The following is a 24,443-nucleotide window of genomic DNA, read 5'->3' as shown; positions in this document are numbered from 1 at the left end:
GAGTAGACTGCTGCGGTCAGGCGATAAATTAGACAGCTTATTTTTGGGGTATCTGGAAGAAAAGTGTGTCTTTATTTCGGGTGTGTTTAGCCTACGTGTCCTTTTCTGATAGAGATTCCGGGTAGGTAGTCCGTGTGGGTGAGGTCTATTCCGGTGTCAATATGTGCTGGTCCGGTTTCTGGTTCTATGGTTTCTTGTTTCTTGTGTAGTTTTAGATCTGTTTGGTGGATGAGGCTGATTGGGTCTTGGGGATTCGGTGAGTGCAGATAGCACCACCATTCCACCGCTCGTCTCATATGATCTTCAGACAGCCCACGGTGGTATCGTACGAGATTCTTGATTTGCGCGTTCACTCCACCCTCAAGAGCATTTGTTGTTGAAGCGAGATTCTCGTGAGTTTGTGCGATGAGCTCAGGATCGAGAAAGGTAAAGAGGGTTCCTTCCTACGCCAAGTTTTTCCAGGGTTTTATACGCTCGTCGAGCGTTGTAGTGAGTCCACCACCATTCTTGGGTGGATTTCACCCAGTGAGCAATATCACCGGGAAGAGTATTCCTGCGCCATGTTTTCTCGTTCAACCATGGAGCAAACTGTTCATAAAACTTGTGCAGAAGAGTTAACCAGTAGGTCGATTCTTCAATCGTACGAACAGTAACAAGCTGTTTAGCTAAACCCCAGAGTGCTTGTGTTGCAGGCAGTTGTGGGTGCATGCTCGTGCAGGTTCGAATGGTACGTTTAACGTGCACGAGACAGCGTTGAACACGAGTATCCGGCCAACAGTTACTGATTTGACTTAGTGCTGCAGCATGCCCATCCGTAACCACCATAAGAGGGTTGGCAAGCCTGGAAAAAAGAGCGTGGTACGCGTTCTTGTTTTCTTTATCACACCACTGCCACGCGATAACCTTGCCCTGGGCTAGAGCAACCAGAAGACACCAGCCATACGGTAAAGAGGTTCCATCAATCTGGACTTGATTATAAATTTCCCCGGTCATAGAAATACGAGGCTTCACCTGCCAGCACCAGCTTATTCGTGTTCTAAACGTCCGTTCTGTAAAAGAAGAACTAACCTGAGGTTGACAGTTTCCCCATGAGCCAGTCAAGAAAACTTGTGAACACGGCTTTCTGACTGACATCTGGCCTGTGACGACTACTCGATGCTCCGCACTGCGTGCACCGCCACCGGATCTTTCCCGAGGATATTACCCCGTTCCTTTTCATCCCAGTTTGCTGACAGATAGGACACTTGCGTGTGCTTTTCTTACGACCCATACACTAAGCAAACCGCAACTAACACAGTCTACCAAGAAAGTCAAACACACCCAAGAACAAGCCTCAAAAGCTTAACTACACCCAGTTTCGCCCGTCATTCCAACCCAAACCCCGAAATAAAGACACACAATTCTTCCGGATACCCAATTTTTGCATAACTAATTCAGTTGCAATCAGTACTCTACGAGCGCTGGCTACTTTCCATGCTCGCGTACCAGACGATATAGCCGATATTGGTTTTGATGGCATCCAAGAAGGTAAATACCTTGGCCCTCCTTCGCAACGATAGAGCCGGATTTGGCAGAATAGAGATAGATCTGGCAGATCTATTTCACATGACAGTTTCCTACATGCGTCCACAGCATTGAAAAAGATGCCAACAATGCAGGAGTCGAGCATTCCACGCCTTAGCGATTGACAGCTTATATAAGTTTTAAAGTGCAGGGGGTGGCTCATCGGTAGGTCACTATAGTAACAATAGGCACTCGCGGCAATAATTGTACTCGCAACAACGATAAACGATAGATCATTGTTAGCTTGCTGGTATAGCCCTTTTTGCATTGGTTGGTTTTGATTGTATGAGCGAGAAGCATTAGGGACAAAAAATGGACTGCACTATAGCCCACGACGTCCTACGCCTGAACTAGACCTTGGCTCCATTCCTGGATACTTCTCTTTGCGTTGCTCCACTTCCTTTTGCTCGTTGGCTGATACAAAGACTCAATATGTTGTGGATCTTTATTGTAAAGAACACAGATTAATTGACGGATTGCCTTTTGAACACTCCTTGTCGACATCGCTTGAGCACCACTGTCCATAAATGAAAGTCCATGCGATAATTCATTTATCAGATTTATGGCATTGATTATTTCATCTTTATTCCATTCTTCTGGAATCAAATATTTTTCTTTTATTTTGTCGTAATTCTTCTGTGTAAAATCAGAAATACCATAATGAGTCCTTGCGTGCGATTCTAAAACGAATCGCATCGGGTTTGCGTATTTTACCGGATTTTCAATTAATTGAATATTTTCCTTCCCATCCAACGCAAATTGCATAACAAAATTGAATTGCTCATGATAATAGTTATTAAACACATCATGCTCGTACCTAGCAATAACGCTATTACCATTTTCATCTTTATATATTCTAAGCCTAGTCTTATTGTCTTTAGAACAGTGAAAAGCATAATCATTAAAGTCAAATGGCGAGTGAGTGAGGATAAACAATTGTTTGTGTTGATCAACTACCTGTTTTGATAATTTATTAATTATCTCTAGTAAAGTAAAACGATTATTAAGGTCAAGACTGGTTACAGGATCATCAATAACAATTGTATCAACTGTTGGAGAAAACTGCTGTAGATTAATTTTTTCTTTTTCGCTATTCCTTATTTTAGTTCCTTCATATAATGAGAGATAAAAATGTAAAAATCCAAGAAGACGTATCTCACCTTCGCTCAAATCATTAGCTGTAATAGGCGCTCTAGTGCTAGATAGCGGATCTTCTTTAGACACAAGTGTGTAACTATGACCCGTATCATCAACTATTATGGAAAAAGGAATCCCCTCTTGCTCGAATACATGATTAACAATTTTTTCAAATTCTCCGAGATTACTTTTCTGCAATTTGTAATTTTGAATATCTCTTTTCAACGAATCAAGTCGTTCAGTTTTCTGAACCAGACAATCGTGACGGTCGATATAGTTATTATAATTATTTACACATACTGCGTCAGAGCTAATAGAACGGCCAATATGCATTTTGGCTAAATCTTCTTGATGCTTTAGCTTATCCTCCCAGTTATCTATATCCCTTTTGATTTTATCTCTGCTTCCAATAATGCCTTCCTGGGTGTTATACAAAGATTTTATGAGCCGCTCTACTCTAGATGAATCACAATTGATTGGCGTCTCCGTGTCCTTTTGTTTTTCACAGAGAGCGTTAAGAAAGAACTCTATCTCCTTTTCCAAAGAGGATTCATCACTATCATTCATCTCTTTTTTTTGAGTAATCGTTGTAAAAGACTTTTTAATGCGCTCTAACGCTTGACTCAAAGAATTTAACTTTTGACAAAACTGTGAATACTCAGCACTGACTGCATTCTCAATTCGTTTAAAAACTTCTCTTGTAATGAACTCATTACCACAGAATTTGCAAGTCTGTCTCTCTACATTTTGGTCATGCAATTCTTTACCACTCGATAACCAATCCAACAAGCTCTGAGTAAACTCCTCGTGTGGTTTAATTACAATACGCGATAGTTGCGTGATTAGTTCTTTTTGGACTAATTCGATATCCTCTTTCTCAAAAGGCTGCGGTGCTTCATTAAATCGTGTTTTCAAAGCATCAATTCTTCGTTCAATATCATCATTACCCGAAATATCCTGATCCTCTGATAAATCTTCACCGTTCTTGGCTTCCTGTTTCCACTTCTCAAATACAACATGAGGTTGTACTTTAAGATTCGGCTTCTGACGAATCTTAATATTGTTAAATTTCTTACTTTCTTTTGTAAAAATTTCTTGAATCCGGTCAGCCAATGAATTTTTCGCATTTTCCATTTCACTTTCAATCCCGGCGATGTCTTTTTTTATTTTGTCTCTTTCTTTTCTTTTTTCTTCAACTTTTTCAGTTTCCTCAATATCACTACCTACAATAAGACGAACTCCATTAATTGAACTACGTACACGAATTTCCCGCTCAACATAATCAGTATTAAAAAGTTGCGTGTCTGTGCGCGATGAATCATAAAGCCATTCCGCAAGTGCAGATTTCCCAGAGCCGTTCATTCCAAATATTACATTCACTGGTTGAAGGTTCAAATCTTTTGATGTATAATTTTTAAAAGATTTTCTAGAGACATTATTAAATTCTTGAATCATTTTAGCGTTCTTCCTCACCGCTGTTTATTACTACTCTATGAACTATAAGAATAGGACGATGGCAAGATTTTTAAATCGATAAGTGTTAGTCTAGCTCATGCCGACCACATCCAGAATCTAGATAAATAATCTTAAGTAACCTTAATCTCATACATTTGGATGTCCTGTCATTGTTCTAACATTCAACGCGCAACTAAAGGCAACACAATTCTAACCTATAAGAGAAAAAATGCCGAATAAGGATAACTCTAATAATAAAGAGTGGATCCATATTTATTGTAATTAGCTCGTGCAATACTTCACTTGTGAGAATCCTATTTTGGAACACCAATAACAACCGGAACATTAACCCATATCTCAGCAGTGTCATAAAAGATCAGCAAATCGATATCATTGTGCTTGCAGAGTATTGTGCAGATAAAGATAATCTTTTTACAAGCATTCGTGCTAACCAAGATTACTTCATTGAGTACATGACACTTGGCTGTAACAGAATTAATATTTGGGGTAATTATCGTAATGTTGAACCAAGAGGACAAAATTCTTATTATTCAATACAGGTAATCAATAATACATATGTACTTTGCGGGTTACATCTCATATCAGATCTGCATGGAGACAACAGCGAAGAACGTTTCGCAAAAATTCGTGAAATAATCAAAGATGTACATGATACCGAAGAAGAAATTAATTCTTTTAAATCGATAATTGTTGGAGATTTCAACGATATGCCCTATTCCAAGGGACTATTAAACGCAGATGGTTTCCACGGATTACCAGCACTTAAAACAACCAAAAAGAAAACCAGAATGGTGTCTGGTACACTATATAGAGAGTATTACAATCCGATGTGGAATTTCTTTGGTGATTTCTCAGCACCACCCGGTACTTACTATTATAATAATTCAAAACTTTATTCCCCTATGTGGTATATTTTGGATCAATTTCTTTTATCAAGAGAGCTTGCTCCAAATTTAGTGATAGACCAGCTTAAAATTATTACTGAGTGCAGCCACGGCACACTCTATGATAAAAATGACAGACCAAATACAAAAATAAGCGATCATTTTCCTATAATGTGTGAAATAGATGATACCTCGAAAGGAAACAATAATGGTAAAAAATAAGTATTCGTTTCAACTGTCCGATAATTTTGCACCGAAGCAAGTAATTGAAAACGAGTTAAAGAAAATTAGTGAAGAAACCCACGGTTATGTTCAAGGAGAAATTTCAGATTACCGCGGTCCAATACGTTCTTATAAAAAGAGTTCTAGAGGTTCTTTCACTACTCTTCTGACCAAGCCATCGAACACATCCAATACAGTAGATGTAGATATACAAGAAGATTTAGGAGAACTGAGTTTTGACCGCTATCGATATGAAGTATATCTGAGAGTAAAAAGGGCTAGATAAATATAAGTATAGAATCATGTTTGTCGAATACAATGAGATTGCCTACCCAACTACTATTGTTTTAGACAAAGACAGTATTTCAGAATATCATGATAAATATTCAGATACTTTAAAAATAAACTCAATGCAAGAGCTTCAGACCTTACTCGACAGGATCCTGAATTCAGATACCATGCATTCTCTTATACAAAGTCTTATCAATGAAGCAATAAGGAGAGAAAATAGTTCTGCACATGAAGTAGAGACTACTCCCAAAAACTGAATAATCAAACAACTTCTATACCTTGTTGTTGCTGGCGCACGAATTATGGTGACTAAATTGCTGCATCTGCCCATCACAGCAAGCAGCACTATTGTTCTCATGATCGTTTTGACACTTGCTGGAGTGCTGATTCCTCTGCTCCTTGACTATTGCGTCCGCAAACTTCGCTGGCAAAAAGCTATTTATGGGAGATAGATTTGCTTGAGAATAAGTAAATCGGCGCTACGAATCCTTATCACCAGAATCACGGCCAGGCATTGGAAATTACATTGTTTTCATAACAATATCACCTTTAGATCTCACCCTCTTTTAGCAAAACGACGAGCAAAACCTTTTACCAGACCACGCTCATAATCATTGGTACTGAGGAAATAAGCAGCAAGGCCAAAAACGAGAGCATAGATGACAATCCCCAAGAGCAGAGTGCCCCAGGAAGGGTTAAGCCGCAGCGCATTCCACGCCCACAGGCCAAGAAGGCAAACACCAATCATAGGAAGAACCTGCCGGAACACACTCTTCCAGTACCCCTTCATATCCAAACCAATCCTCACAGCATAATACCAGTTGAGAATCAAACCGCTGCTGACAAACATAGCAATACCGGATGAAACAGCAGCGCCTATGCTGCCAAAACGCGATGCCAAGAAAATAGTCAGGAATAGTCAGGAAAATATTGCTATTAAAAATCTTGCTGTCTACTTTCATGTGTTCATGAGGAATAAGACATGTACTATCATTAACCCGTGGAAGTACGTCATATACATCATTTAATCTAGAAATAAGATTTGTTCAAGTTCCAAATTCTTCTCTGGCAAATATAAAAGATAATTTTGGACATCCTGCAAAACAACAAATCAAAGCAAAGGATTCAATTATGAAGAAACGGATTCTCTTCTATTCCGAGAGTTGGGGAATAGGTGGGATTGAAACCTTGATTATGGATATCATCAGGAACATTGATCATTCAAAGTATACGATTGATATTTTCTCTACATGGGATTCTAATAGTCTGTTTGATTCAGAGCTCCAGAAATACGATATACATCGCTATACTGTCTTCCACGGGTACAGGCCGAACCTTCTTGTACGCCAAGTTCTTTCAATTATCAAATTTAGAAAATTACTGAATAAGAATCATTACGATATCGTACATATCAATACGATGAATGGGATGGGATTTACATTTTCAGCGGCTGCATTATTAGAGCATGTCAATATTCGAATAGTTCACTCGCACAATGCAAATTTTGGAGAAGGACATTATTTCGCAAAATCATTTGCACATAAATTTGGGAAAACTTTTCTTGGAAATACTGCAAACGTACGGCTTGCGACCAGCTCTGCAGCAGGAAAATATCTTTTTGATTCAAAGCGGTTTATTATACTTCATAATGGAATTGATACAGAAAAATACCGCTATAATTCAGAAGGAAGATCGGTCTTAAGAAGAAAATATCAAATTGCGGATCATACATTAGTTATTGGAGCTATAGGGAGATTGGTGGAGCAAAAAAATCCGCTATTTGTACTGGAGGCTTTTCGCGAACTTCATCAAATTATTCCTGATTCCGCTCTCCTCTTAATTGGTGCAGGAGATCTTGAAGCAGAGATCGATAGCTATATATCTAATAATTCTCTGGACTCTTCTGTGATACGAATTGGGCGGGTATCAAGTTCAGCTCAGTATTATTCCGCATTCGATCTATTTTTCGCTGCTTCTCATTATGAGGGTTTCGGAATAACTGTATTAGAGGCTCAATGTAACGGATTACCTGTTTTCTGCTCGACAGCATTCCCACAAGAAGTATTGATAACACCACTAGTAAATCGAATGGAATTAACATATGGACCGAAATTTTGGGCAAAGCGCGCAATCTCATATCACACTAATTTTGTTGAACATGGCAGAGAAAGAAAAAACTATGCCGATGTCATAAAACGTGAAGGTTATTCTATAATTGATATGATTAAAAACCTAGAACATATATATGAGCGAGGAATTTAGAGTAAACTCAGGGACTGGTCCAAAACCCTTGACGTATAATATCCTTCTCGTATCCTTCGTGACACATCAAGAGTTGCTTGCTGCATTGATTTAATCTTCGCTTCACTCAGCGAATAAATTTCTTTTAACCCAGCACCAATCGAGGAGCAGACCACACCAATGTTATGGTCTTCGACAAATTGCGCCTGTGCAGCCTGCTCCCATATAAGAACTGGCTTCGCAGCAGCAAGGTAAAGAGACATTTTATGCGGATTATTATATTTGAGATAGCTGCCGCTCTCTCCCGTGCAGGAATCAATTGAGGCTCCATCCCATACCAAACCAAATTGTCCATGCATCTGTTCAATAAGCTGAGACGGGGGAAAACTTCCACGGTACCATATTTTCTCTTCCGAGTTCTCGAGAAAGTTCGGTCCATAAAGGTTAAAATGCGCACGAGGAAAGCTTTGGTACAACTTATATATATATCCCGCTTTAGTAGGTGATAGGTTACCGGCAATATCGATACTATGCATTTTTGTTGTATCATCTAATACTATCCTATCTGAAATTAGATAATCAAAAATTTCAATTGAGAGAATTGGAACTGAATATTTCTCTGAAAGATACTGCTTCATGATTCTGTTATGACAAATAATTATATCTGCCAGTCGCAAAAAATGAGTATCCAGATTATTCACGCCAAGATGTAACTCTTCCAGATCATGTATCAGCATCACTAGTTTAATACCTTTTTTCTTCATCTGTTGTAACCAGTGTAGCGATAATATAGAGATCTTTTGAAACGTTGCCAATGGGTATTGCACCAACAAAATACTGTTCGCTGGAACCATGTGGAAGACTTTTCGCCAATCAAAAAAGACTTCATAAGACGCTTTCATCTTTTCGAGTGTTGTATTCTTGAATTGCCTTCGCACATCAATCGGAATCCAACGGTTCATACGCGCAATCTCTTCAATATCTTGGCGTGCCTTCCAACCAGCATGATTTTCAATAACTTCACTAGTTTCTTTAATAAAGTATTTCTTACTATTCATCATACCCCCGTCTTGCAGTAATCCATATTTAATTAGTCTTGTATTGTAAGTGATGCATGCAAAGGAGGTCTATCCTGAGCATCAAATTGACCGCGTATACATGCAGATGTAGTTTTCCCTCGTTGAACCCACGAAGGTGACAAAATAAAAGCGAATAAGATAGGAGTTAATACACCATATCCAAAATCAAGAACATGCCTCTCTGTGAATCCATAACACATATAAAGACAAATTATTAAGCCTAGCTCGTAATTTAGTGATTCTGGCGAAAAACGCAAGGAAAAATGACCATGTTTTTTACTCAAAGATATACCTGCTGAATATAATGCTATAGCTGACAAAAGAATAACAAGTACTAAAGCAGCAATAAAACCATAACCACCAATATAGTAAATAAAAAAACTATCTATCGACTCAGACGCGGCAAAAATGCTTTTTGCATACGTACTGGGCCCAAAAAATTTTGAATTTGCTAGGGCCATATGCCATGATTGAGGTCTCGACGAAAGTAAAATATTTAGCCTACCATTGTTCCAGAATTTAAGACCGATAATAATGCTTAAGATGGCAGTAATAAAGGGTATAAGCGACAAAATATACAAGAGTAATCTCTGAAAAATAGTGTTTCTAACAAACGAAAATACAATAAATAAAAGTCCAAGTACAGCGGAAATCACAGCTGTCCGTGAATCAGTTACCTCCATTATGAAGTAGGTTATCTCTGAACTAATAATAAACACTGAAAACTTTGCAATCCGACTTTGTGTATATATTCCATAACAGATAAAGGGTAAAAGAAAACAAATAGTATAATTGGGGTGATTAAGACCTATTGAAGATCTTATGCTAGATAAACCATTACTTGCCACTCTAACCAATGTAACGTGATCAGATAAATTCCCAGATGCAAAAAGGGCAATATTTATACAAGAAATTATTCCGGCGCTAAGCCCAAAATCGCAGATATACAGATTCAATGACGACTTTGCGATTGCGAAATATATTAATAATCCCAGAAGCAAATCCATACGATGCAAACATAAGTAATAAAGGATTGAAACCGCTAAACAGGTTATTGTTACAAGAGTGAATCTATTCAATCCAAGTATATTCCATGGTTTATTTAATACTATTTTTGAAATTGCAATAATACTTACTATGAATACTCCCAGGTATGTCATCCATGGTGTATAATAATAAACTTGATTGACATATTTTGTGAGTATGCTAATAAACACTAATAGAAAATCTAGAAAACGTAATATATCCTCATGCACTGTTTTCGAATTGCTTGTGCTACACATTGGTGCCTCTGTCAATATAAATAACCATGCTGCTAGTTTATAGCAGCATGCTTCCCGTGATATTTACTATAAAAAATAATTTCTTTGAAAGACCTGCTCAAACTAAGCACTATTTCATATATAGCAACAAGTAATCCCAACTCAAAGATTAGGAAGATCCAAACAGCTAATAGTATCGGAGGAGTACAAGGTCTTGTAGGATATGACGCGCTATCAGTAACTATTAGTTTCATACTATGCGTCTTATTCCATTTATCTACGAGAGCGTTTACAAAAATAAAATTAGATTCTTGCGCAGATTTTGCGCTTCTTGTTGTGACGCTAATCTGTAGCTTAGTAGTCTGATTCTCAAATTCTACTTTTGCGAAAGCGCTAGCATCACAATCAACAGTGCAAGCATTTGACGTATTTGAAATAAATTCTTTTGACTTCGTGATTGCTGGTACTAAGTCAAGCATCTTAATTTGGTCCCAGCCCATTATCTCTTGCGCGGTTCTATTGAATGCGATTAAACTTGAACTTCGAAAATATTTGGATACATGGACGGCACCATATGTAGAAGACAACAGAAGAAAGATAAAAGAAAGAATCATTACCAATAAAATAGACACAGTGTTAGATTTTTTTTTAATTACTTCATTCATAATACTCCCTCAGGTTTACACAGTATAGGAAAGACTCTTAAAATACAACTTCTGTAAATTATGGTTAGTATGAGACGCCCCGGCAATGGCTAAATGATAAATCATATTAGGATCAAGCCAAGATGATATATTTTTAGACCATTTTTGGTTTTCATAGACTACAGTCAACGTCTTAGTGTCACCGGAATATTGCACAATAATTTCAGAAATTCGATCTTTTTGCGGTGAATGGATCTGTGCAGGTGCAGGCTCTTCAACTGTTTGAACATATCCAACAGGGATATTCGTACTCTTGACCCCGCGCGAATCAACGCCTTGCGTATTAACGAAAGCGCCGAAAGCATTTCTAGAGAATTTACTTGGGTCTGCGGAATAAAGCTCCTTATCACGCAAACTATCATAATATGTATCAAGTTTGAAGCCAAAAGCGACTGGTAGACCCCCGAGCCCCAATGCTCCGCCACACTTTCCAAGTGATAATAAGTTCCCAGAAAACAAGAAAAACGACATACCATCTCCCCCGCCGTTTTCAGCATTCTTATCACCAAGGGAGACTAAACCTTTTAGAGTGAAACTACTTGTTGCATAGAGGTCCATATTAAATACTGCATTCCCACATTGTAATGGGGAATCTTGGGTAAGGTTTATTTCTCCAGGATTATTTGTAGTAATCGAAGCGGAACCGTTAAGGGTGATATTCCTCGAAAGTGATGTTTGCGTCACTGTACCTCTACGAATTTGGCTCGTCGAAATTCCATTGTCTTTAAAGGACGCAGTGGCAAGAATTAAAGTTACAACAGTAATAACCTCTATCGCAACAGTAAATAGGTTGCGATAGCGCATCTTCCTACTATCTGGAAATTGAGAAGTATCTTTATCCATATTCCATTTCACCCCCGTATAACCATGCTCGAGCCTAAGAAAACTCCATATTAATAAACAAAATTCTCTTCATATTTCCTGTTGTAATCTTGGTCAATAATGTATCCCCATACAGTAGGACTCCCATCTCTTGTCCTCACAGGATACTGATCTTTCCAAGAAAGTTTATATGCCCAAGTCGAATTTTTGGCAAAAAAATCCAACGCTGTCCTTCGGAATGGAATACCCTTAGCGCATACATCTCCAAGAATTTCACATAACTCATTATTATTCGGTACTTTATTGAATTCACTCATTGCACCTGGAATTTCTTCTCTAGCAATTTTTGCAATATAAAAGAGTAGAAAATAATCGACTAATGTATCGTGTTCCTTCCAATATTTCAAGATACACTCATTAAGAAATGAGTATGTAACAGAGTGGGGGCAAGAAGCAATCAAATAGCTTTGATATTGCGTGGAATCAATAACAGCATAGGCATGCTTGAAATTGGGGTTTATCCCCTTGACATTAAATACGGGAAGCTTAAATACGGTTTCAGGAATTTCTTTCGTAACAAGAACTGTTGCGTCTACCCATAGACCACCATATTTTTCTAGAATATTAACTCGTAATATATCTGTGAACTGTTGAGCACTAATAATACCATTTTTATACTTATCAAGTATGTACTTTGGCAATGCACAGTACTGCGGAATGTTTGACCAATCGAGAAGAATAACTTCACGTTGATTTGAATGTTTAGTTATGCTTTTAGTGCAAAGTCTGACTACTTCAGGAGCATTAGAAATGCCTTGAAGCCAACATACCCAAATCTTTTGCGTACTATTCGTTGCTCTCTCAGCAGAATAGTTTTGATATTTTGCAATTTCTTCAGAAAAATACTGCCGACACCAGCATAAAATAAATTTACTTTTCTGATTCAATAAAAAATGCGACATTTTCGCATACGGAATATTCTTCCAACGTATCCTATCAAGAACAACGAGCACTTCAATCAAAGCGTAACGTATTGAGAAAACTCGAGTGTGTCGAATAAAACGATGTATCAATTTGGAGAGCGTACTCACAATAACATTTCCTCCATCAACAGCGGTAATAATAATTTAGCGTTTATTACCATTTGCTATCATCTTGCAACTTCTTACAAGAACTCCTCGAGCTAAGTTAATTCTACGATAACGTATCGGCAGAAGACACTCTGGAACAGTTCTTAACGAGCATGAGATAGATGCGATATAGTAACATGAAAATCGGTTTAAGGAGTGAAATGTCACATAGCCTCAGGAAGAACTTCTTCTACAATTCTGCTTATCAAATACTATTGATGATTACTCCTTTAATTACTACCCCATGGCTTTCAAGAACAATAGGATCATCTGGAAATGGGGTATTTGCTTATACACAGGCAATTGTCAATTATTTTGTTATGTTCTCAACGCTTGGTTTATCTAACTATGGTGTCCGAATAATTGCAGAGTGCGATGGAGACAGAAAAAAACGCTCGCGTGTCTTTTGGGAAGTAATCACCATGAGCGCAGGTATCGGATTACTCGTACTAATTGCATATATTCTTTTCGTTATTGCATTTGGCAGAAGATATACTCAATATTGGATATTGTGGGGTTTTTGGGTTATAGGTTCTATATTAGACACCTCGTGGCTTTTCTTTGGCCTCCAAGAATTCAAAATGCCAACGATCAGGAATTTTATAACGAAACTCATTTCTGTAGTCATGATTCTACTGCTTGTTCGAGATTCCAATGACGTATGGGTTTATATTCTCGCGATTGCAGCATCTTACTTATTAAATAGCCTTCTATTATGGCCGTTTATTCCCAAATATGTAGATTTCATCCGTCCAACGCTGAAGGGAATTTTCTCTCACATCAAACCAAATTTAACGCTTTTTATCCCTGTCATAGCGACAAGCCTCTACACACTCCTAGACCGTGTCATGCTTGGGGCAATGTCAGGTATGGGACAGGCTGGTTATTATGATTACGCAGAAAAAATATCTAAACTTCCGATGGCGGTTATAACAGCTTTGGGAGCTGTGGTTCTTCCTAAAATGACAGCGGTAATCTCAGCCGGACATACAATAGAAGGGAAACATCTAGTACAAAAAACTATGTGGTTCATGCTCTTTTGTGCATATGGGCTGGCCTTCGGGATAGCAAGCATCGCACCAGAATTTGTACCAATTTTTTTTGGTGAAGGCTTTGAAAGTTGCATACCACTTATGCGCATACTCTCACTAGTCATTCCATTAATCTGTATTACAAACGTAATCGGTGTCCAATATCTTCTTCCTACGCACCAGGATAACGCATATACTCTCTCTGTAGTGTTTGGTGCAATCACAAATATCATAATCAATATTTTTGCTATACCACATTTTGGTGCAATGGGAGCAGCATTTGCAACCGTACTTGCTGAATTTATAGTGTTACTCGCACAAGTTCGAGTTACCAGACATGATCTCAAAATTACGAGTAGCATACTTGGAACCATTCCTTTTGCAGTCTTTGGCTTGCTGATGTTCGCGATAGCTAGACTAATCAGCACGATTATTAATTCCACACTTACTAGTTTATTTATAGAGATAGCGGCTGGTGCGTCCTTCTATCTTGTCTTATCTTTAGTTTGGTGTGAATTGACAAAGAATTCCGAATTCTCTGAAATCTTTCCTAGACTCGTTAAATGGAAAGACTAGAGCATCCATTTCAAGATATCCTATTCATACAAAGTCTATTCTGCTCTTATCAGTATTTCACAATTGATATGCACATAAATTACATAACATACATACAATTGTGCAGATGAAATTCTAGTAACGTAATGATATGGATTGTTTTTTGTTTATGCTGTTATTGGTAGTTTACCTGTTTTTTGTTCTTGGTAGGATTCTTGCTCGATTTGGGCTGGTGTTTTATATCCCAGTGCCTCGTGCAAGCGTTTCGTATTCGGCCATGAAACCCATTTTAGTGTTGCCTGTTCCAACGCTTTTACTGTCTGAAACGGGCTGCATATACGGATAAGCTCGGCTTTATACGCGCCATGAACACTCTGTCATGGCATTATCATACGAGTCACCCACCGTACCTGTAGAAGCTGCTATATGAAACCGTTGTACAACACTGTGATACACGCTGCTCATGTAGTGAACACTATGATCACTATGATGAAAGCCGGCTTGTATCCCCATGAGAAACAGCCCAGTGAATACTTTGTTCCAACGCCTTCAACGGTAACTGTGTAGTTTTCATTGTGGAAGATACCGCCCATCCCACGATGCGACGAGAGAACACGCCCGTAACAAACGCCGTATACGCGACAACCCCAGATGTGAGTCTGACATACGTGAATTTCTGCCACGTGCAGCCGGTTAGGTGCATACGCCGTGAAATCACGGTTCACAAGATCGCGTCTGCCTCCTGTTCCTTTCACACTTCTCGTGGTGATAGGGTGTTTACCCCGACACACACCCTGGATACCACGTTCGCGCATCACGCGAGCTACCTGGTCTCTACCCACTATCCACCCCTGGTTGACTAGTTCATGAAATACTGTCCGTGTGCCCCTCAAGCGCGCATATACTCATCAGCATCAAATCTCTCAAATATCTCTTGCAAGCGCTTCATGGCGTCCTCGCATCAGTGACACGCTACGCTTCTTCGCTTGATAGTAAGCGCAAGCAGTGATAAACCCACCAGGAAGACTCGCAGATAATACTGTGCAGATAGGCTCGATACCAATACCGTGACGCGCACACGTCTATGAACTGTATGTCTAACGCCCGTTCTGGTCAATCCTGGAGGCGAAAAAAGCTGACGCCGTCTGCAAAATCTCATTCGCACGCTTCAACTCTCGATTCCCCCTACACAGCCTTTAACCTCGTCCTGGGCTTGCCGGGCAGACAAAAACGGTACAGCGAGCCCGTCCTGGCTTTTACTCCACCGGCGTAGTGTTTCCTGAGCTATTGCTAACGAAGAGGCTACTGTCCTTACTGCTTGTGACTCAAACCTGGCGTTATAGCGTGCTTCTTCAAGAAGCCCTACCGCACGTACCTTGAATTCCTCAGAAATACCATGTTCCGTGACTCATGCTCCTAATATATCCTTTCACCCACATAAAGCGAGAATCTACTAAGAACAAAAACCAAACCACATCAATACGCTGATATGAGTCGTCTTGTATGAATGCACGCTGTTTTCTTACATTTTGTCGTTTCGAACATATTTAAATGCTCTACTTAGTAAAAAGTTCCCGCATTTTTAGTCTTTTCAACTAACTTCTGCATACACTTATTTAAATATTCCAAGGCTCATTTTACTAATACTAAATAAACATATATATTAAATAATGCAATAAGAAAGAGATCTTCCATCGTCTGTATTCCTTCATCCCACTCTGGCGAGCCGAAGCTATTCTCCAAGGTGAGAATTTCATCAGATCGGTAATAAATTGCAGAATATCTTGCAATAGTAGTTACAAACTGGCAGGCCTCTCTGTCGCTACACTTTGCAAAGTTAAACTCTCTACAAGCAGTATTTATAGGTGTAGCAAAAGAATCTGCATTACGAAAAGCATATGAAAGTATATCTGTTAGTCGATCTTCGTATTCATATTCCAAATAAGAAAGAGACTCAGAACCACACCTTTCTAAACAAAATTGGAAATACTTACCATTATCATAAAAGATTTTTTTATCAGAAGGAAATGTCTTTTCAAGCATTTGCGTTAGTTTACCTAAACACACTTCATAAAACTTATCTATGCTTCTCACTCTAAGGTCAAGTCCGCAAGCCTTCAATATCGAATTTTGAATTTCGCTTGTGCAACTACAATATTCTCGATATATATTTCTTGAATAATTCTTACTCCGATCATACATTGATGCTATTGCACATAACGGAATCAGTCTGCGTTCTTGATCATAACGTGAAATGAACGAAGCAGCTTTAGCTTCAACTTCCTGCGCATGCCTGGCATCATCATATATCTTCTGGCTCTTTTCATATTGTTCCATTCTCTGACCTTGTTTAAACTGCATTACGGAAAAGATTATCGGCAGAATAGATAAAAGCGTTGGGAGTACTCGATCAAGATATTGCATTATTTACCTTTCTAGTTAATATTATTTTCATATTTATAATTATATATTCAAAATATAAATTGTCAACTTCTTTTAATTTTATTGTAATTCGTTGCAAAACAACAGATTTTAACGTTTTATTTCCACAAAGCAACTTTGAACTAAATAAAAATATATTATATTTATACTTTGGTATTGCAAGGCTAAAGAATTTTTCTCAGAGGATATTTGCTAATTTAGCGTAATTATGCTAAATTTAGAGATCTAATTTACCGTTAGTAAGTTTAACTGTACTACATACTATTTATTACTGAAACAGTAAAGAAAGGAGCGAAGATGACTCAACAGATGATTCGTCCCGTTTCAGATTTACGAAATAATTTTGCCGATATTTCCAAGACAGTTCACGAAACTAAGGAACCGGTTTTCCTTACTAAAAACGGGTTCGGCGATATGGTCGTCCTAAGTATGGAAGCATATGAAAATCTCCATCTTGACAGCTCTATATTCGCTGCTCTTTTAGAGGCTGAGCGTGAAGAGCAGACTACTGATAAACGCTTTACTTTACAGGAAGTACTTGCATCTGCGCAAAAAAATCTTGACACTATTATGAAAAGTGAAGAAGAACAATAAGCCCATATACGTTTACAGATACATATAAAATGTAAGAAAACTACGGCGAAACTGCCTCCAAGAGATCGGCCTCCCTAAATGCCAAAGCAAGATATTTCTGAAGAGTTTCATATTGTTTTTCTCCCCCAAGCCAATAAAGACATAAATGATGCAGTAACCTATATTGCCAGCGTCCTTCACAATTATAAGGTAACTGCAACATTCCTCAGCAAGCTTCAGAAAGTCACCCAGGATATTAAAATCTTCCCATATGCCAATAAGATTTACTGGCCATTACAAAGACTTTCTCATGACTATAGACGAGTAGCAGTTGGGAATTATCTTTTGTTTTATTGGATTTCTGAGACCGATAAAACAATAACTATTGCACGCATAATCTACGGTAAACGAGATATAAAACGACATCTAAAATAAAATTAGCCTGCTTATGATAGGTATGAATCTTAATAACTAATGTTTACTTGCCTTGTTCACTATCACTGAGGCCTCGGATTCGTGCACCTTTCTCAAGCAGAAAACGCCTTTGGTAGAACACATCGGCATAATCACAAATAGTCACCATCTGTGCAGTGTCAAAAGCGGCGCCTAAAGCAGCACCTACAAACGGGACCATTTTTCCAACACTCTTTTTTGTTAGATGCTTACCTATCTGGGTAAAAGTACTCCGAAATAAACTTTTTTCGAGCCCTTGTTTTCCTGCTTTTTCAAGTGCTTTCTTAGCTGCAGCATTAGCAAGCGCCCTCATCTGGAGAATAAGCAAGCCCACAGCGTTATCAGCAAATTGAACCCATGTTTTTTTACTAAGATCCTTAACAACCTGTACTTCACTCAAAGCGAGCACTTTAGCCAAAGTAGTAGATAAACTTGAAGTACCAGTGGAATCCTGGGGACTCATTGAACTCTTGAAAATCTCATTGGCAATAACCATTTCATCTGGGTCATCTACCGCATCATACCCGTACTGAAGGGCAATGGCTTGAACAGCCCTGTAATAAAGTAAAGTACTAACTGCAATGCTTAGCGGTATGCCTACAAAGTTCATCGCTCCAAAGGCACCGCCTTCAACTGCAGCTAGTGCTAGATGCTGGTTCTTCTGTGAAGCATTCACCTTGGACAGGTCATAGCTTCTTATTAAGCAAAACTCTTCTAAGCTATGGATATTATTCTTACCAGAGACCTTATTAACTTCGCCAATGATTCAGTCTTTCTTGATAGTATATTTACTAACTTCCTGTTGCACAATGCCGAAACTCTTCGTTATGACTTCCAGAGTCTTCGCAACAAGCTGCTGCTCTACTACTCCGTTTACCGCATCGCCTGCCTTGTCTTTGATGAAATTAGCTCCATCTTTCACCTGTTGGGGAACTATTTTAACAAGTCCATTCCCGACATTCCCAAAGACCTGTTGGACTTTATTTGGTGAAGTCATTTTCTTATACCTGTCATTGAGTTGCGCCATCTTATCCAGTTCTCGTTGATTAAGAATAGGATCAGGAATATTATATTTTGCTTGTTCAGTTATTTCACACACTGTTTTCCACTTTCTGCTAGTTCTACTAGATTTTGATTTTTACTTTAATCATTTAGTAAGCACAGTTTAGCACTTATGTTTAGTATGCTCCACTTCCGGAGAAGACGGTTTTAATGGTCTTGATGGCGATAATGAAGTCGCCGGTCAGGGACCAGTTCTCAACGTAAGAGACATCCAGGTATTCGGCATCCTGCGGATTCAAGTCGCTGCGGCCGGATACCTGCCACATGCCGCTGATCCCAGGCTTAACCAGGAGGCGGGTGGAATAGAGGGTGCCATACTGGGCAACCTCATAACTCTGCTGAGGACGCGGGCCTATCAAGCTCATATCCCCCTTAAAAACGTTCCAAAACTGTGGAAGCTCATCGATGGACGTCTTGCGGATAAACTTGCCAACCTTGGTGATGCGCGGGTCATCCTTCATCTTAAAGAGAACCCCGTGCTCCTTGCCGCTAGCCGCAGCCAGGGCAGCATCACGCTTATCTGCATCCACATACATAGATCTGAATTTATACATAATGAAGGGCTTGCCATAGAGGCCAATCCGCTTCTGTTTATAAATAGCCGGGCCCTTGTCTTCCATCCGAATGGCAATAGCCGTGATCAGCATAATGGGTGACGTCAGAATGAGCGCAGCTCCAGACAGGAGAATATCGAAAATCCGCTTAATAGCGCGGGTTAAACCAGAATACTGAGGCAGCTGAGCTGTCAGAATGGGGACCTCGGTGTTGTGGCGCAGATGAAGAGTGCTGCTGGCGATGTCTGCGGTAGACGCCTCAATAGCCAACTCCAGTCCCTGGGATTCGGTAGCCAGAGCCAAGGACCGCATAACCTCAGATTCGCGATCAATCACATCGGCAATCAGCAAGGTATAAGCGCCGGCCCGCATAGCATTCTGAGGCAGGTGAAGGTTGAAAGGAATGACCAGGAGATTTTCTTCCTCCTGTGAGGCAGGAACAAAAGTATCAGAATAGATCATTCCCGATCCCTGATCCACATAAATCGGGCAAACACCAAGAGCCTTGTAACCAACGCCCGGGGAAGACTTGAGTTTGCTGACCATCTGGCGAATTCCCCTCTGGGAACCCACAATAATCGTTGGGTAGAAATGATGCCCATGCCGGCGGCGGCCATGCAGGTAACGCCGCATCAGCCAGCGTTCCACCAGAGTAAGAACATAAGCCAAAACTACTGTGCTGATTGCCAGGCCGCGGGGCGGCTGCCAGCGAAGCAGGAAGAGCATGGAGCCCATCATAAGAGAAGCAACAATGGCACCGTTGGTAATGCTGGAATAGAGCTCCATTCCTTCATCCATAGTATGAGTGGAATAGGCTTTCGCCGCCCCCATGCCCACAACCCAGGTGATGCACATGATCAGCAGTACAACATATGCCAAGGGCTGACGAGCCAGAGGATTGTTGAGAGAGTCAGGGTTAATCAGGTGAGTCAGGCCAAAACAGATGACAAAACTGACCAAAATCATAAGGGTATCAAGCAAACCCACACCTAAAATATAAAAGGTGTGCCAGCGGCCAGAAGGCAGACTACCTTTGGTGTCGCGACTGGTGGCAAAGCTCATAGGCCTGGCTGAACGGCGGCGAGAAGAACGGGGCGACCGGGCAGGACGAGTAGCAGGGCGAGTAGTTGAGGAAAAGACGCGGTGAGAAGAATCAGTTCCTGCATTAGTCCTGGAACCAGACTCAGCAATCCTGGGATCAGGTTCGGCAGGCATATGCATGGCTACGGAGGGGAATGATTCAGACACATCTGTAATTTCAGTGATCTCATTCAGATCGGCCTGGGACGCAGAAAAACCAGAGTATTGGGTAGGTTGCGGAGATGAAGACGCAGGTGGGAAAGAAACTGTGGGCGTTTCTGCCTGATCAGTTTTCTTGATGCTGAACGTATTGGTATTGCGAAAATCAACGATGGGGATGTCCGAGGTTGACAAGAAGGACCCATCGAAATAGCTCTGTTGGCGCTGCTGGCGCTGCTGACGGGCAGGGGGGGGCTGAGAGTGAGGACTAGTCGAAGGACGGGAATGGGCCTGCGATCTATCTGCATCATCTGCATCCATCTGCCCCTCCCCATTCTGAGAGTTGAGAGGCTGCGAAGTATCTGCGGATGGCTTATCCTCACCTTTCAACATTATCCTTATACCTTTCCGTCTGGAGCCTGAACTGGTGAAAGTCAAACCCCGCACGCCATAGTTCTGAATCACCAACGAATACCGTTGCAGAACCACCGCAGGCTAACTGGCTAACCATACTGTGATTCTGTACCTTGATTCTATAGGCAATAATCGATATCTATAAACAAAACTCTTATCTCGTTGCCTAGAAGCTGCTCCCATACTTTTTGCCGGTGAACTTCGCAGTCAAAAAAGCGGTTCCTTTCTTCCACCAATTGACTGGCTCAGGGCTCATGACAGGAAGTTCTGCATAACTATATCGGTGAGTTTTCAGCCATACGTCCAGGAGCCGTTCGCTGACCCGTCCCACATACCGGGCATGAAAACCATCATACTGAGCTGGATCCAGCCGGGACTCAAGCTCAAAAAGAATAGGGAATAAGAATGCACAATATTCATCAAATTTATCTGCACGCATAATAAACATGTTGAACAGATGAGCACTACGGGCATTCATAACCTGATCAAAGGCGGGGACAAAAGTGGGATACTTCTCTACAAGAATTGCCCTGGTCTCGTCTAGCTGCTCCACATACATGGTGTGAGAATAGTGAGAGCGGATAGTTTCTATGTAATAGTGCCGTTTTTTAGGCAGGATGATGTCAGTCGTATCCAGAAGCCGACTCACCTCTTGCCTGCCGACTATTCGCGAAAAGCGGTCAGAAGATGGTCCAGAAGCAAAAGTTGAAGAGAGCTGCCGATGCTGCCGATGCTGCCACTGCTGCCGCTCGTGATGCAAGATGCCTGCCCCCCTCTGGCTCTTACTAGCAAAGTGGCGGCGATAATGAGCCAGGCCTTTATACTTATTGTGGCAATTTTTCCACATCCAGTAGAGGGCGGTCAGCTCACTGAAGTAAGCATTTTGATCAGAAATATTATCGCCACTGTTATCAGGCGTAAATTGCGGGCCAAGATTCACATCCGGGTGAAGGGCCTTGCCTACCTGCATAGGCATATACATGGGATCTGTTGGCATACGGTAGGGTTTGTGGGCCGCTACGGCAATGCAGATATCTTTGATATCTTTACGGGGGCGGCCTGGTTTCCGCTCATTCAGACGATGCTGCTCACTGTCCGGTCCTTGCCCGCTTATACCGCCATCAGCTTGGCGGCCATGAGCCAGGCCCCTATCAGTCTGATCTTCTGTTGACATCTGCATCACTTTTACCATTTATATTATTTATTTATATTTACTTTTATTTACTTATTTCTTAAATAAGAAATAAGTATCAATATTTATCCACTACTAATCTATCAATATTCAGTATTTATACGTTACCTGCGGATCCTCAATACCCATCGGAGACTGATCCAAGATAAGATTATCAGCCCCCGCCGGTGCCGTCACATCATAGCTGACAGTAACCGCAGCCCCCGGAAGAAGATCAACAACATCGCTGCGGAAAATTGTTCTTCCCTGTAGAGAAAAAGGCTGCGTACCAGTTCCGGACGATAGGGACAGATTGCTAACTGCCCCTCCCTTTGGTGGATAAATATACAGACGAAGCCGGGACTTGCCAGTAAAATCAGGGGTGATGTATTTGGGGAGTCGGGCAGCTGTGGACGAATCCAGAGTATTGCGGATCACTGATGTGACCCGATAAGTAGTGCCGCCGCTGGCGGTCGTCCCTGTCTTTGTAACAGTAGTGGATCGGCGAATGTACCAATCCATTTTGGAAGGAACCATTTCTTCATTGTAAATGCCTGTCGTTGATGAAGCTTTATCGCCATCAACTTCCCCAGTAACTCCAGCTTGGCGGAGGGTGGCCTGATCTTCCTTCTGAAAAGACCATACATACAGATGCCGGTTCCTGCCTGCAGTTGACATTACATCAGCCAGTCGGAGCATTTTCCCAGCTGTCATATTAGTAAAGGCGTTCCTGGTGACTTGGGCGACAACGGCCTCAAAATAAGCATTCTGATACGCAACCGGAATATCAATATAGACTTTATTCAAAAGATATTCAGCGGTATTAGAACCAGTCAACACCTTTCCATTGGGCATTGTCACCTTTCCGGTTACTCTGATAATTTGCTGGAGAGCAACTGGATCCAAAGATATAACTCCGCTGGTGCCGCGAGTGCCAAACCGTTGATACTCCCACATCTGTCTGATAAGAGCAGCAGTATCAGGGAAATTAGGGTTGACCGAAACATCATTGATGTAGTGGCCATACCAGGGATAGCCGTTTGACACCAGGGCTGCTGCCTGCTGCGGAGTGACCAGGTTACTGACAGAACCAGTGTTTGTGAACTCAGTGTTGGCGTGGAAGGACCCCATAGTAATAACCCCGTTGGTGGCATTCATGGTGCCCACAGAGCCGACAAGGCCGCCCCCGGAACGAGCTTCTGACGTTGTTTGTGCTACCACGATGTAATTACGGGCTCCGTTGACACCAAGCAGGTTGGGCAGAGAGTTGATTAACCCTGTGGCCGTGTTGATTTTGCCGCTGAGACTAGTGATTGCCGAAGTAGCCTTGGTATTCGCATTCTTAATCTGCTGGATTGTTGGGGTTGGAAGCTTTTTCAGGGCTTCTACCTGCTTATTCAGGCTGGAATTGACAGCTGTAAGCTTTACGCCTGTGCTGATTACAGGTGCCATATTAAGCTGGCCGTTGCCGGTGGAGAAGGAAGCCCCTTTCAATCCCTGAACGACCGTTGTAAATTGCGGAAGAGTATTCTTTGAAAGATCATAAGCAATGTCCGTCAAACCCTGGACGTTGGCAATGTCGTTGCTGATACCGGGAACTTTTGCGACTATCGTCCATAATCTGCCATGAGCAATATTTTGGGCTGTTTTCGTTTCTTTTTGAGCGATAGCAATCTTCGAGTTCAGATTATCCAAGGAGGCAGAGGAGGAAGAACCATTATCGGAACTAATTAAGCTGCTCACATTCCCATTTCCAGCAACTGACTGAATCGCAGCAATAGCCTTCTGCTCGTGGGCTTGAACCTGTTTGGCCTGGCGATAGAATTTCAACCCGCCTATTGCAGCAAGTGCTAGAAGACCTACAATCAGGAAAAGAAAAATCCAGGCTACATGATGATGCTTACGGCCGACGTCACGGCCACCATCATATCCATCACGATTCCCATGCGCATATCCATGCCTACTGCGTACCTGCCGACCTTCTGCCATGTGAAACTTCACCTTCACTTAATTCATGTACCTTCACATACTTTTTTGATTCTACCCGTACCCTTCCATATGCAAGACTGACTGCCACTTACCTGACTGAAGCCTTCACTAACCGGCTTCTTCCCCAATCGGCTTCTTCAATCGCCTTC

General features: G+C 41.0%; 23 protein-coding genes and 2 pseudogenes. 9 read left to right on the top strand and 16 right to left on the bottom strand.

Translation table 11 applies throughout. The annotated features are described in order from the left end of the window. Positions 1-86: 86 nt before the first annotated feature. Positions 87-1,270 (bottom strand): annotated as a pseudogene (locus SCIP_RS07460) (IS1249 family transposase). A gap of 632 nt (positions 1,271-1,902) precedes the next feature. Continuing rightward, positions 1,903-4,155, bottom strand: a complete 2,253-nt coding sequence (locus SCIP_RS00465) for an AAA family ATPase (RefSeq protein ID WP_040590386.1) — start codon at positions 4,153-4,155, stop codon at positions 1,903-1,905. Between the two features lie 305 nt (positions 4,156-4,460). Between SCIP_RS00465 and SCIP_RS00460 the strand changes: the two genes are divergently transcribed. From SCIP_RS00460 to SCIP_RS08015, 4 genes are read left to right on the top strand one after another with little or no spacing between them, the layout of a single operon-like run. Continuing rightward, positions 4,461-5,282 (top strand): endonuclease/exonuclease/phosphatase, encoded by an 822-nt coding sequence (locus SCIP_RS00460; RefSeq protein ID WP_006292524.1) that lies wholly within the window; start codon positions 4,461-4,463, stop codon positions 5,280-5,282. Then, positions 5,269-5,568, top strand: coding sequence for a hypothetical protein (locus tag SCIP_RS00455; protein WP_040590384.1), 300 nt, complete (start codon positions 5,269-5,271; stop codon positions 5,566-5,568). The genes SCIP_RS00460 and SCIP_RS00455 overlap by 14 nt, the downstream gene beginning before the upstream one ends. A gap of 16 nt (positions 5,569-5,584) precedes the next feature. Continuing rightward, positions 5,585-5,830 carry a hypothetical protein gene (locus SCIP_RS00450; RefSeq protein WP_040590383.1) on the top strand — a complete coding sequence of 82 codons (246 nt, stop codon included), beginning with the start codon at positions 5,585-5,587 and terminating at the stop codon, positions 5,828-5,830. 45 nt (positions 5,831-5,875) lie between these two features. Beyond that, positions 5,876-6,025 carry a hypothetical protein gene (locus SCIP_RS08015; RefSeq protein WP_006292523.1) on the top strand — a complete coding sequence of 50 codons (150 nt, stop codon included), beginning with the start codon at positions 5,876-5,878 and terminating at the stop codon, positions 6,023-6,025. A gap of 104 nt (positions 6,026-6,129) precedes the next feature. Here SCIP_RS08015 and SCIP_RS00445 read toward each other — a convergent pair whose 3' ends face one another. Continuing rightward, positions 6,130-6,474 (bottom strand): hypothetical protein, encoded by a 345-nt coding sequence (locus SCIP_RS00445; protein WP_144427342.1) that lies wholly within the window; start codon positions 6,472-6,474, stop codon positions 6,130-6,132. A 230-nt stretch (positions 6,475-6,704) separates the two neighbouring features. Between SCIP_RS00445 and SCIP_RS00440 the strand changes: the two genes are divergently transcribed. Beyond that, entirely contained in the window at positions 6,705-7,835 is a 1,131-nt protein-coding gene (locus SCIP_RS00440; RefSeq protein WP_006292521.1) for a glycosyltransferase, read from the top strand. Here SCIP_RS00440 and SCIP_RS00435 read toward each other — a convergent pair. The 5 genes from SCIP_RS00435 to SCIP_RS00415 form a co-directional block, all read right to left on the bottom strand. Further along, entirely contained in the window at positions 7,832-8,875 is a 1,044-nt protein-coding gene (locus SCIP_RS00435) for a hypothetical protein (RefSeq protein WP_040590382.1), read from the bottom strand. The genes SCIP_RS00440 and SCIP_RS00435 overlap by 4 nt on opposite strands. 29 nt (positions 8,876-8,904) lie before the next feature. Next, a complete protein-coding gene (locus SCIP_RS00430; RefSeq protein WP_147290548.1) occupies positions 8,905-9,354 on the bottom strand; it encodes a hypothetical protein in 450 nt (149 codons plus the stop codon). An 854-nt stretch (positions 9,355-10,208) separates the two neighbouring features. Continuing rightward, the gene (locus tag SCIP_RS00425) at positions 10,209-10,820 is read right to left on the bottom strand and encodes a hypothetical protein (protein WP_040590380.1); all 612 of its coding nucleotides are present in this window, start codon (positions 10,818-10,820) and stop codon (positions 10,209-10,211) included. 15 nt (positions 10,821-10,835) lie between these two features. Continuing rightward, positions 10,836-11,702, bottom strand: coding sequence for a lectin-like domain-containing protein (locus SCIP_RS00420; protein ID WP_040590379.1), 867 nt, complete (start codon positions 11,700-11,702; stop codon positions 10,836-10,838). 50 nt (positions 11,703-11,752) lie between these two features. Then, the gene (locus SCIP_RS00415; protein WP_006292516.1) at positions 11,753-12,772 is read right to left on the bottom strand and encodes a capsular polysaccharide synthesis protein; all 1,020 of its coding nucleotides are present in this window, start codon (positions 12,770-12,772) and stop codon (positions 11,753-11,755) included. Positions 12,773-12,972: 200 nt separating this feature from the next. Between SCIP_RS00415 and SCIP_RS00410 the strand changes: the two genes are divergently transcribed. After that, positions 12,973-14,418: a flippase gene (locus SCIP_RS00410; protein ID WP_050752353.1), complete on the top strand. Its 1,446-nt coding sequence runs from the start codon at positions 12,973-12,975 to the stop codon at positions 14,416-14,418. A gap of 146 nt (positions 14,419-14,564) precedes the next feature. Here SCIP_RS00410 and SCIP_RS08460 read toward each other — a convergent pair. Both SCIP_RS08460 and SCIP_RS08455 read right to left on the bottom strand, forming a co-directional pair. Further along, positions 14,565-14,759: pseudogene (locus SCIP_RS08460) on the bottom strand (IS3 family transposase); the annotation flags it as partial. Between the two features lie 99 nt (positions 14,760-14,858). Next, the gene (locus SCIP_RS08455) at positions 14,859-15,290 is read right to left on the bottom strand and encodes an IS3 family transposase (protein WP_081442784.1); all 432 of its coding nucleotides are present in this window, start codon (positions 15,288-15,290) and stop codon (positions 14,859-14,861) included. Positions 15,291-15,490: 200 nt separating this feature from the next. On the opposite strand from SCIP_RS08455, the gene SCIP_RS07910 reads away from it, so the two are divergent. After that, positions 15,491-15,670 (top strand): hypothetical protein, encoded by a 180-nt coding sequence (locus SCIP_RS07910; protein ID WP_144427340.1) that lies wholly within the window; start codon positions 15,491-15,493, stop codon positions 15,668-15,670. 359 nt (positions 15,671-16,029) lie between these two features. Here SCIP_RS07910 and SCIP_RS00405 read toward each other — a convergent pair whose 3' ends face one another. Then, complete coding sequence (locus tag SCIP_RS00405; protein WP_144427339.1) at positions 16,030-16,734, bottom strand: hypothetical protein; 705 nt, start codon at positions 16,732-16,734, stop codon at positions 16,030-16,032. Positions 16,735-17,136: 402 nt separating this feature from the next. Here SCIP_RS00405 and SCIP_RS00400 point away from each other — a divergent pair, with 402 nt between their 5' ends. Together SCIP_RS00400 and SCIP_RS00395 are read left to right on the top strand one after the other, a co-directional pair. Further along, positions 17,137-17,433, top strand: coding sequence for a type II toxin-antitoxin system Phd/YefM family antitoxin (locus SCIP_RS00400; RefSeq protein ID WP_006292513.1), 297 nt, complete (start codon positions 17,137-17,139; stop codon positions 17,431-17,433). 78 nt (positions 17,434-17,511) lie between these two features. Next, positions 17,512-17,847 (top strand): type II toxin-antitoxin system RelE/ParE family toxin, encoded by a 336-nt coding sequence (locus SCIP_RS00395; protein WP_006292512.1) that lies wholly within the window; start codon positions 17,512-17,514, stop codon positions 17,845-17,847. Between the two features lie 43 nt (positions 17,848-17,890). On the opposite strand, the gene SCIP_RS07455 is transcribed toward SCIP_RS00395, so the two are convergent. From SCIP_RS07455 to SCIP_RS00375, 5 genes are all read right to left on the bottom strand, one after another. Further along, positions 17,891-18,541 (bottom strand): EcsC family protein, encoded by a 651-nt coding sequence (locus SCIP_RS07455; RefSeq protein WP_006292511.1) that lies wholly within the window; start codon positions 18,539-18,541, stop codon positions 17,891-17,893. A 90-nt stretch (positions 18,542-18,631) separates the two neighbouring features. Then, positions 18,632-18,964, bottom strand: a complete 333-nt coding sequence (locus SCIP_RS07450; RefSeq protein ID WP_006292510.1) for a hypothetical protein — start codon at positions 18,962-18,964, stop codon at positions 18,632-18,634. A gap of 79 nt (positions 18,965-19,043) precedes the next feature. After that, the gene (locus SCIP_RS00385) at positions 19,044-21,113 is read right to left on the bottom strand and encodes a sugar transferase (protein ID WP_231287940.1); all 2,070 of its coding nucleotides are present in this window, start codon (positions 21,111-21,113) and stop codon (positions 19,044-19,046) included. Positions 21,114-21,300: 187 nt separating this feature from the next. Beyond that, positions 21,301-22,308: a DUF4422 domain-containing protein gene (locus tag SCIP_RS00380; RefSeq protein ID WP_006292508.1), complete on the bottom strand. Its 1,008-nt coding sequence runs from the start codon at positions 22,306-22,308 to the stop codon at positions 21,301-21,303. 108 nt (positions 22,309-22,416) lie between these two features. Next, entirely contained in the window at positions 22,417-24,294 is a 1,878-nt protein-coding gene (locus tag SCIP_RS00375) for a DUF4012 domain-containing protein (protein ID WP_081442782.1), read from the bottom strand. Between the last annotated feature and the right edge of the window lie 149 nt (positions 24,295-24,443).

It is taken from the genome of Scardovia inopinata JCM 12537, assembly GCF_001042695.1.
Lineage (GTDB): Bacteria > Actinomycetota > Actinomycetes > Actinomycetales > Bifidobacteriaceae > Scardovia > Scardovia inopinata.
The sequence above is the reverse complement of the archived record's forward strand: the minus strand, read 5'-3'. Positions and strand labels throughout refer to the sequence as shown.

Coding starts and splice junctions, on each gene's coding strand:
- SCIP_RS00380 (WP_006292508.1), bottom strand. CDS start 22,308: ATGTCAACAGAAGATCAGACTGATAGGGGCCTGGCTCATGGCCGCCAA.
- SCIP_RS00450 (WP_040590383.1), top strand. CDS start 5,585: ATGTTTGTCGAATACAATGAGATTGCCTACCCAACTACTATTGTTTTA.
- SCIP_RS00465 (WP_040590386.1), bottom strand. CDS start 4,155: ATGATTCAAGAATTTAATAATGTCTCTAGAAAATCTTTTAAAAATTAT.
- SCIP_RS00420 (WP_040590379.1), bottom strand. CDS start 11,702: ATGGATAAAGATACTTCTCAATTTCCAGATAGTAGGAAGATGCGCTAT.
- SCIP_RS00435 (WP_040590382.1), bottom strand. CDS start 8,875: ATGATGAATAGTAAGAAATACTTTATTAAAGAAACTAGTGAAGTTATT.
- SCIP_RS08015 (WP_006292523.1), top strand. CDS start 5,876: ATGGTGACTAAATTGCTGCATCTGCCCATCACAGCAAGCAGCACTATT.
- SCIP_RS00425 (WP_040590380.1), bottom strand. CDS start 10,820: ATGAATGAAGTAATTAAAAAAAAATCTAACACTGTGTCTATTTTATTG.
- SCIP_RS00375 (WP_081442782.1), bottom strand. CDS start 24,294: ATGGCAGAAGGTCGGCAGGTACGCAGTAGGCATGGATATGCGCATGGG.
- SCIP_RS00440 (WP_006292521.1), top strand. CDS start 6,705: ATGAAGAAACGGATTCTCTTCTATTCCGAGAGTTGGGGAATAGGTGGG.
- SCIP_RS07910 (WP_144427340.1), top strand. CDS start 15,491: ATGTCTAACGCCCGTTCTGGTCAATCCTGGAGGCGAAAAAAGCTGACG.
- SCIP_RS00395 (WP_006292512.1), top strand. CDS start 17,512: ATGCCAAAGCAAGATATTTCTGAAGAGTTTCATATTGTTTTTCTCCCC.
- SCIP_RS00405 (WP_144427339.1), bottom strand. CDS start 16,734: ATGGAACAATATGAAAAGAGCCAGAAGATATATGATGATGCCAGGCAT.
- SCIP_RS00385 (WP_231287940.1), bottom strand. CDS start 21,113: ATGTTGAAAGGTGAGGATAAGCCATCCGCAGATACTTCGCAGCCTCTC.
- SCIP_RS00430 (WP_147290548.1), bottom strand. CDS start 9,354: ATGGCCCTAGCAAATTCAAAATTTTTTGGGCCCAGTACGTATGCAAAA.
- SCIP_RS00410 (WP_050752353.1), top strand. CDS start 12,973: ATGTCACATAGCCTCAGGAAGAACTTCTTCTACAATTCTGCTTATCAA.
- SCIP_RS00400 (WP_006292513.1), top strand. CDS start 17,137: ATGACTCAACAGATGATTCGTCCCGTTTCAGATTTACGAAATAATTTT.
- SCIP_RS00455 (WP_040590384.1), top strand. CDS start 5,269: ATGGTAAAAAATAAGTATTCGTTTCAACTGTCCGATAATTTTGCACCG.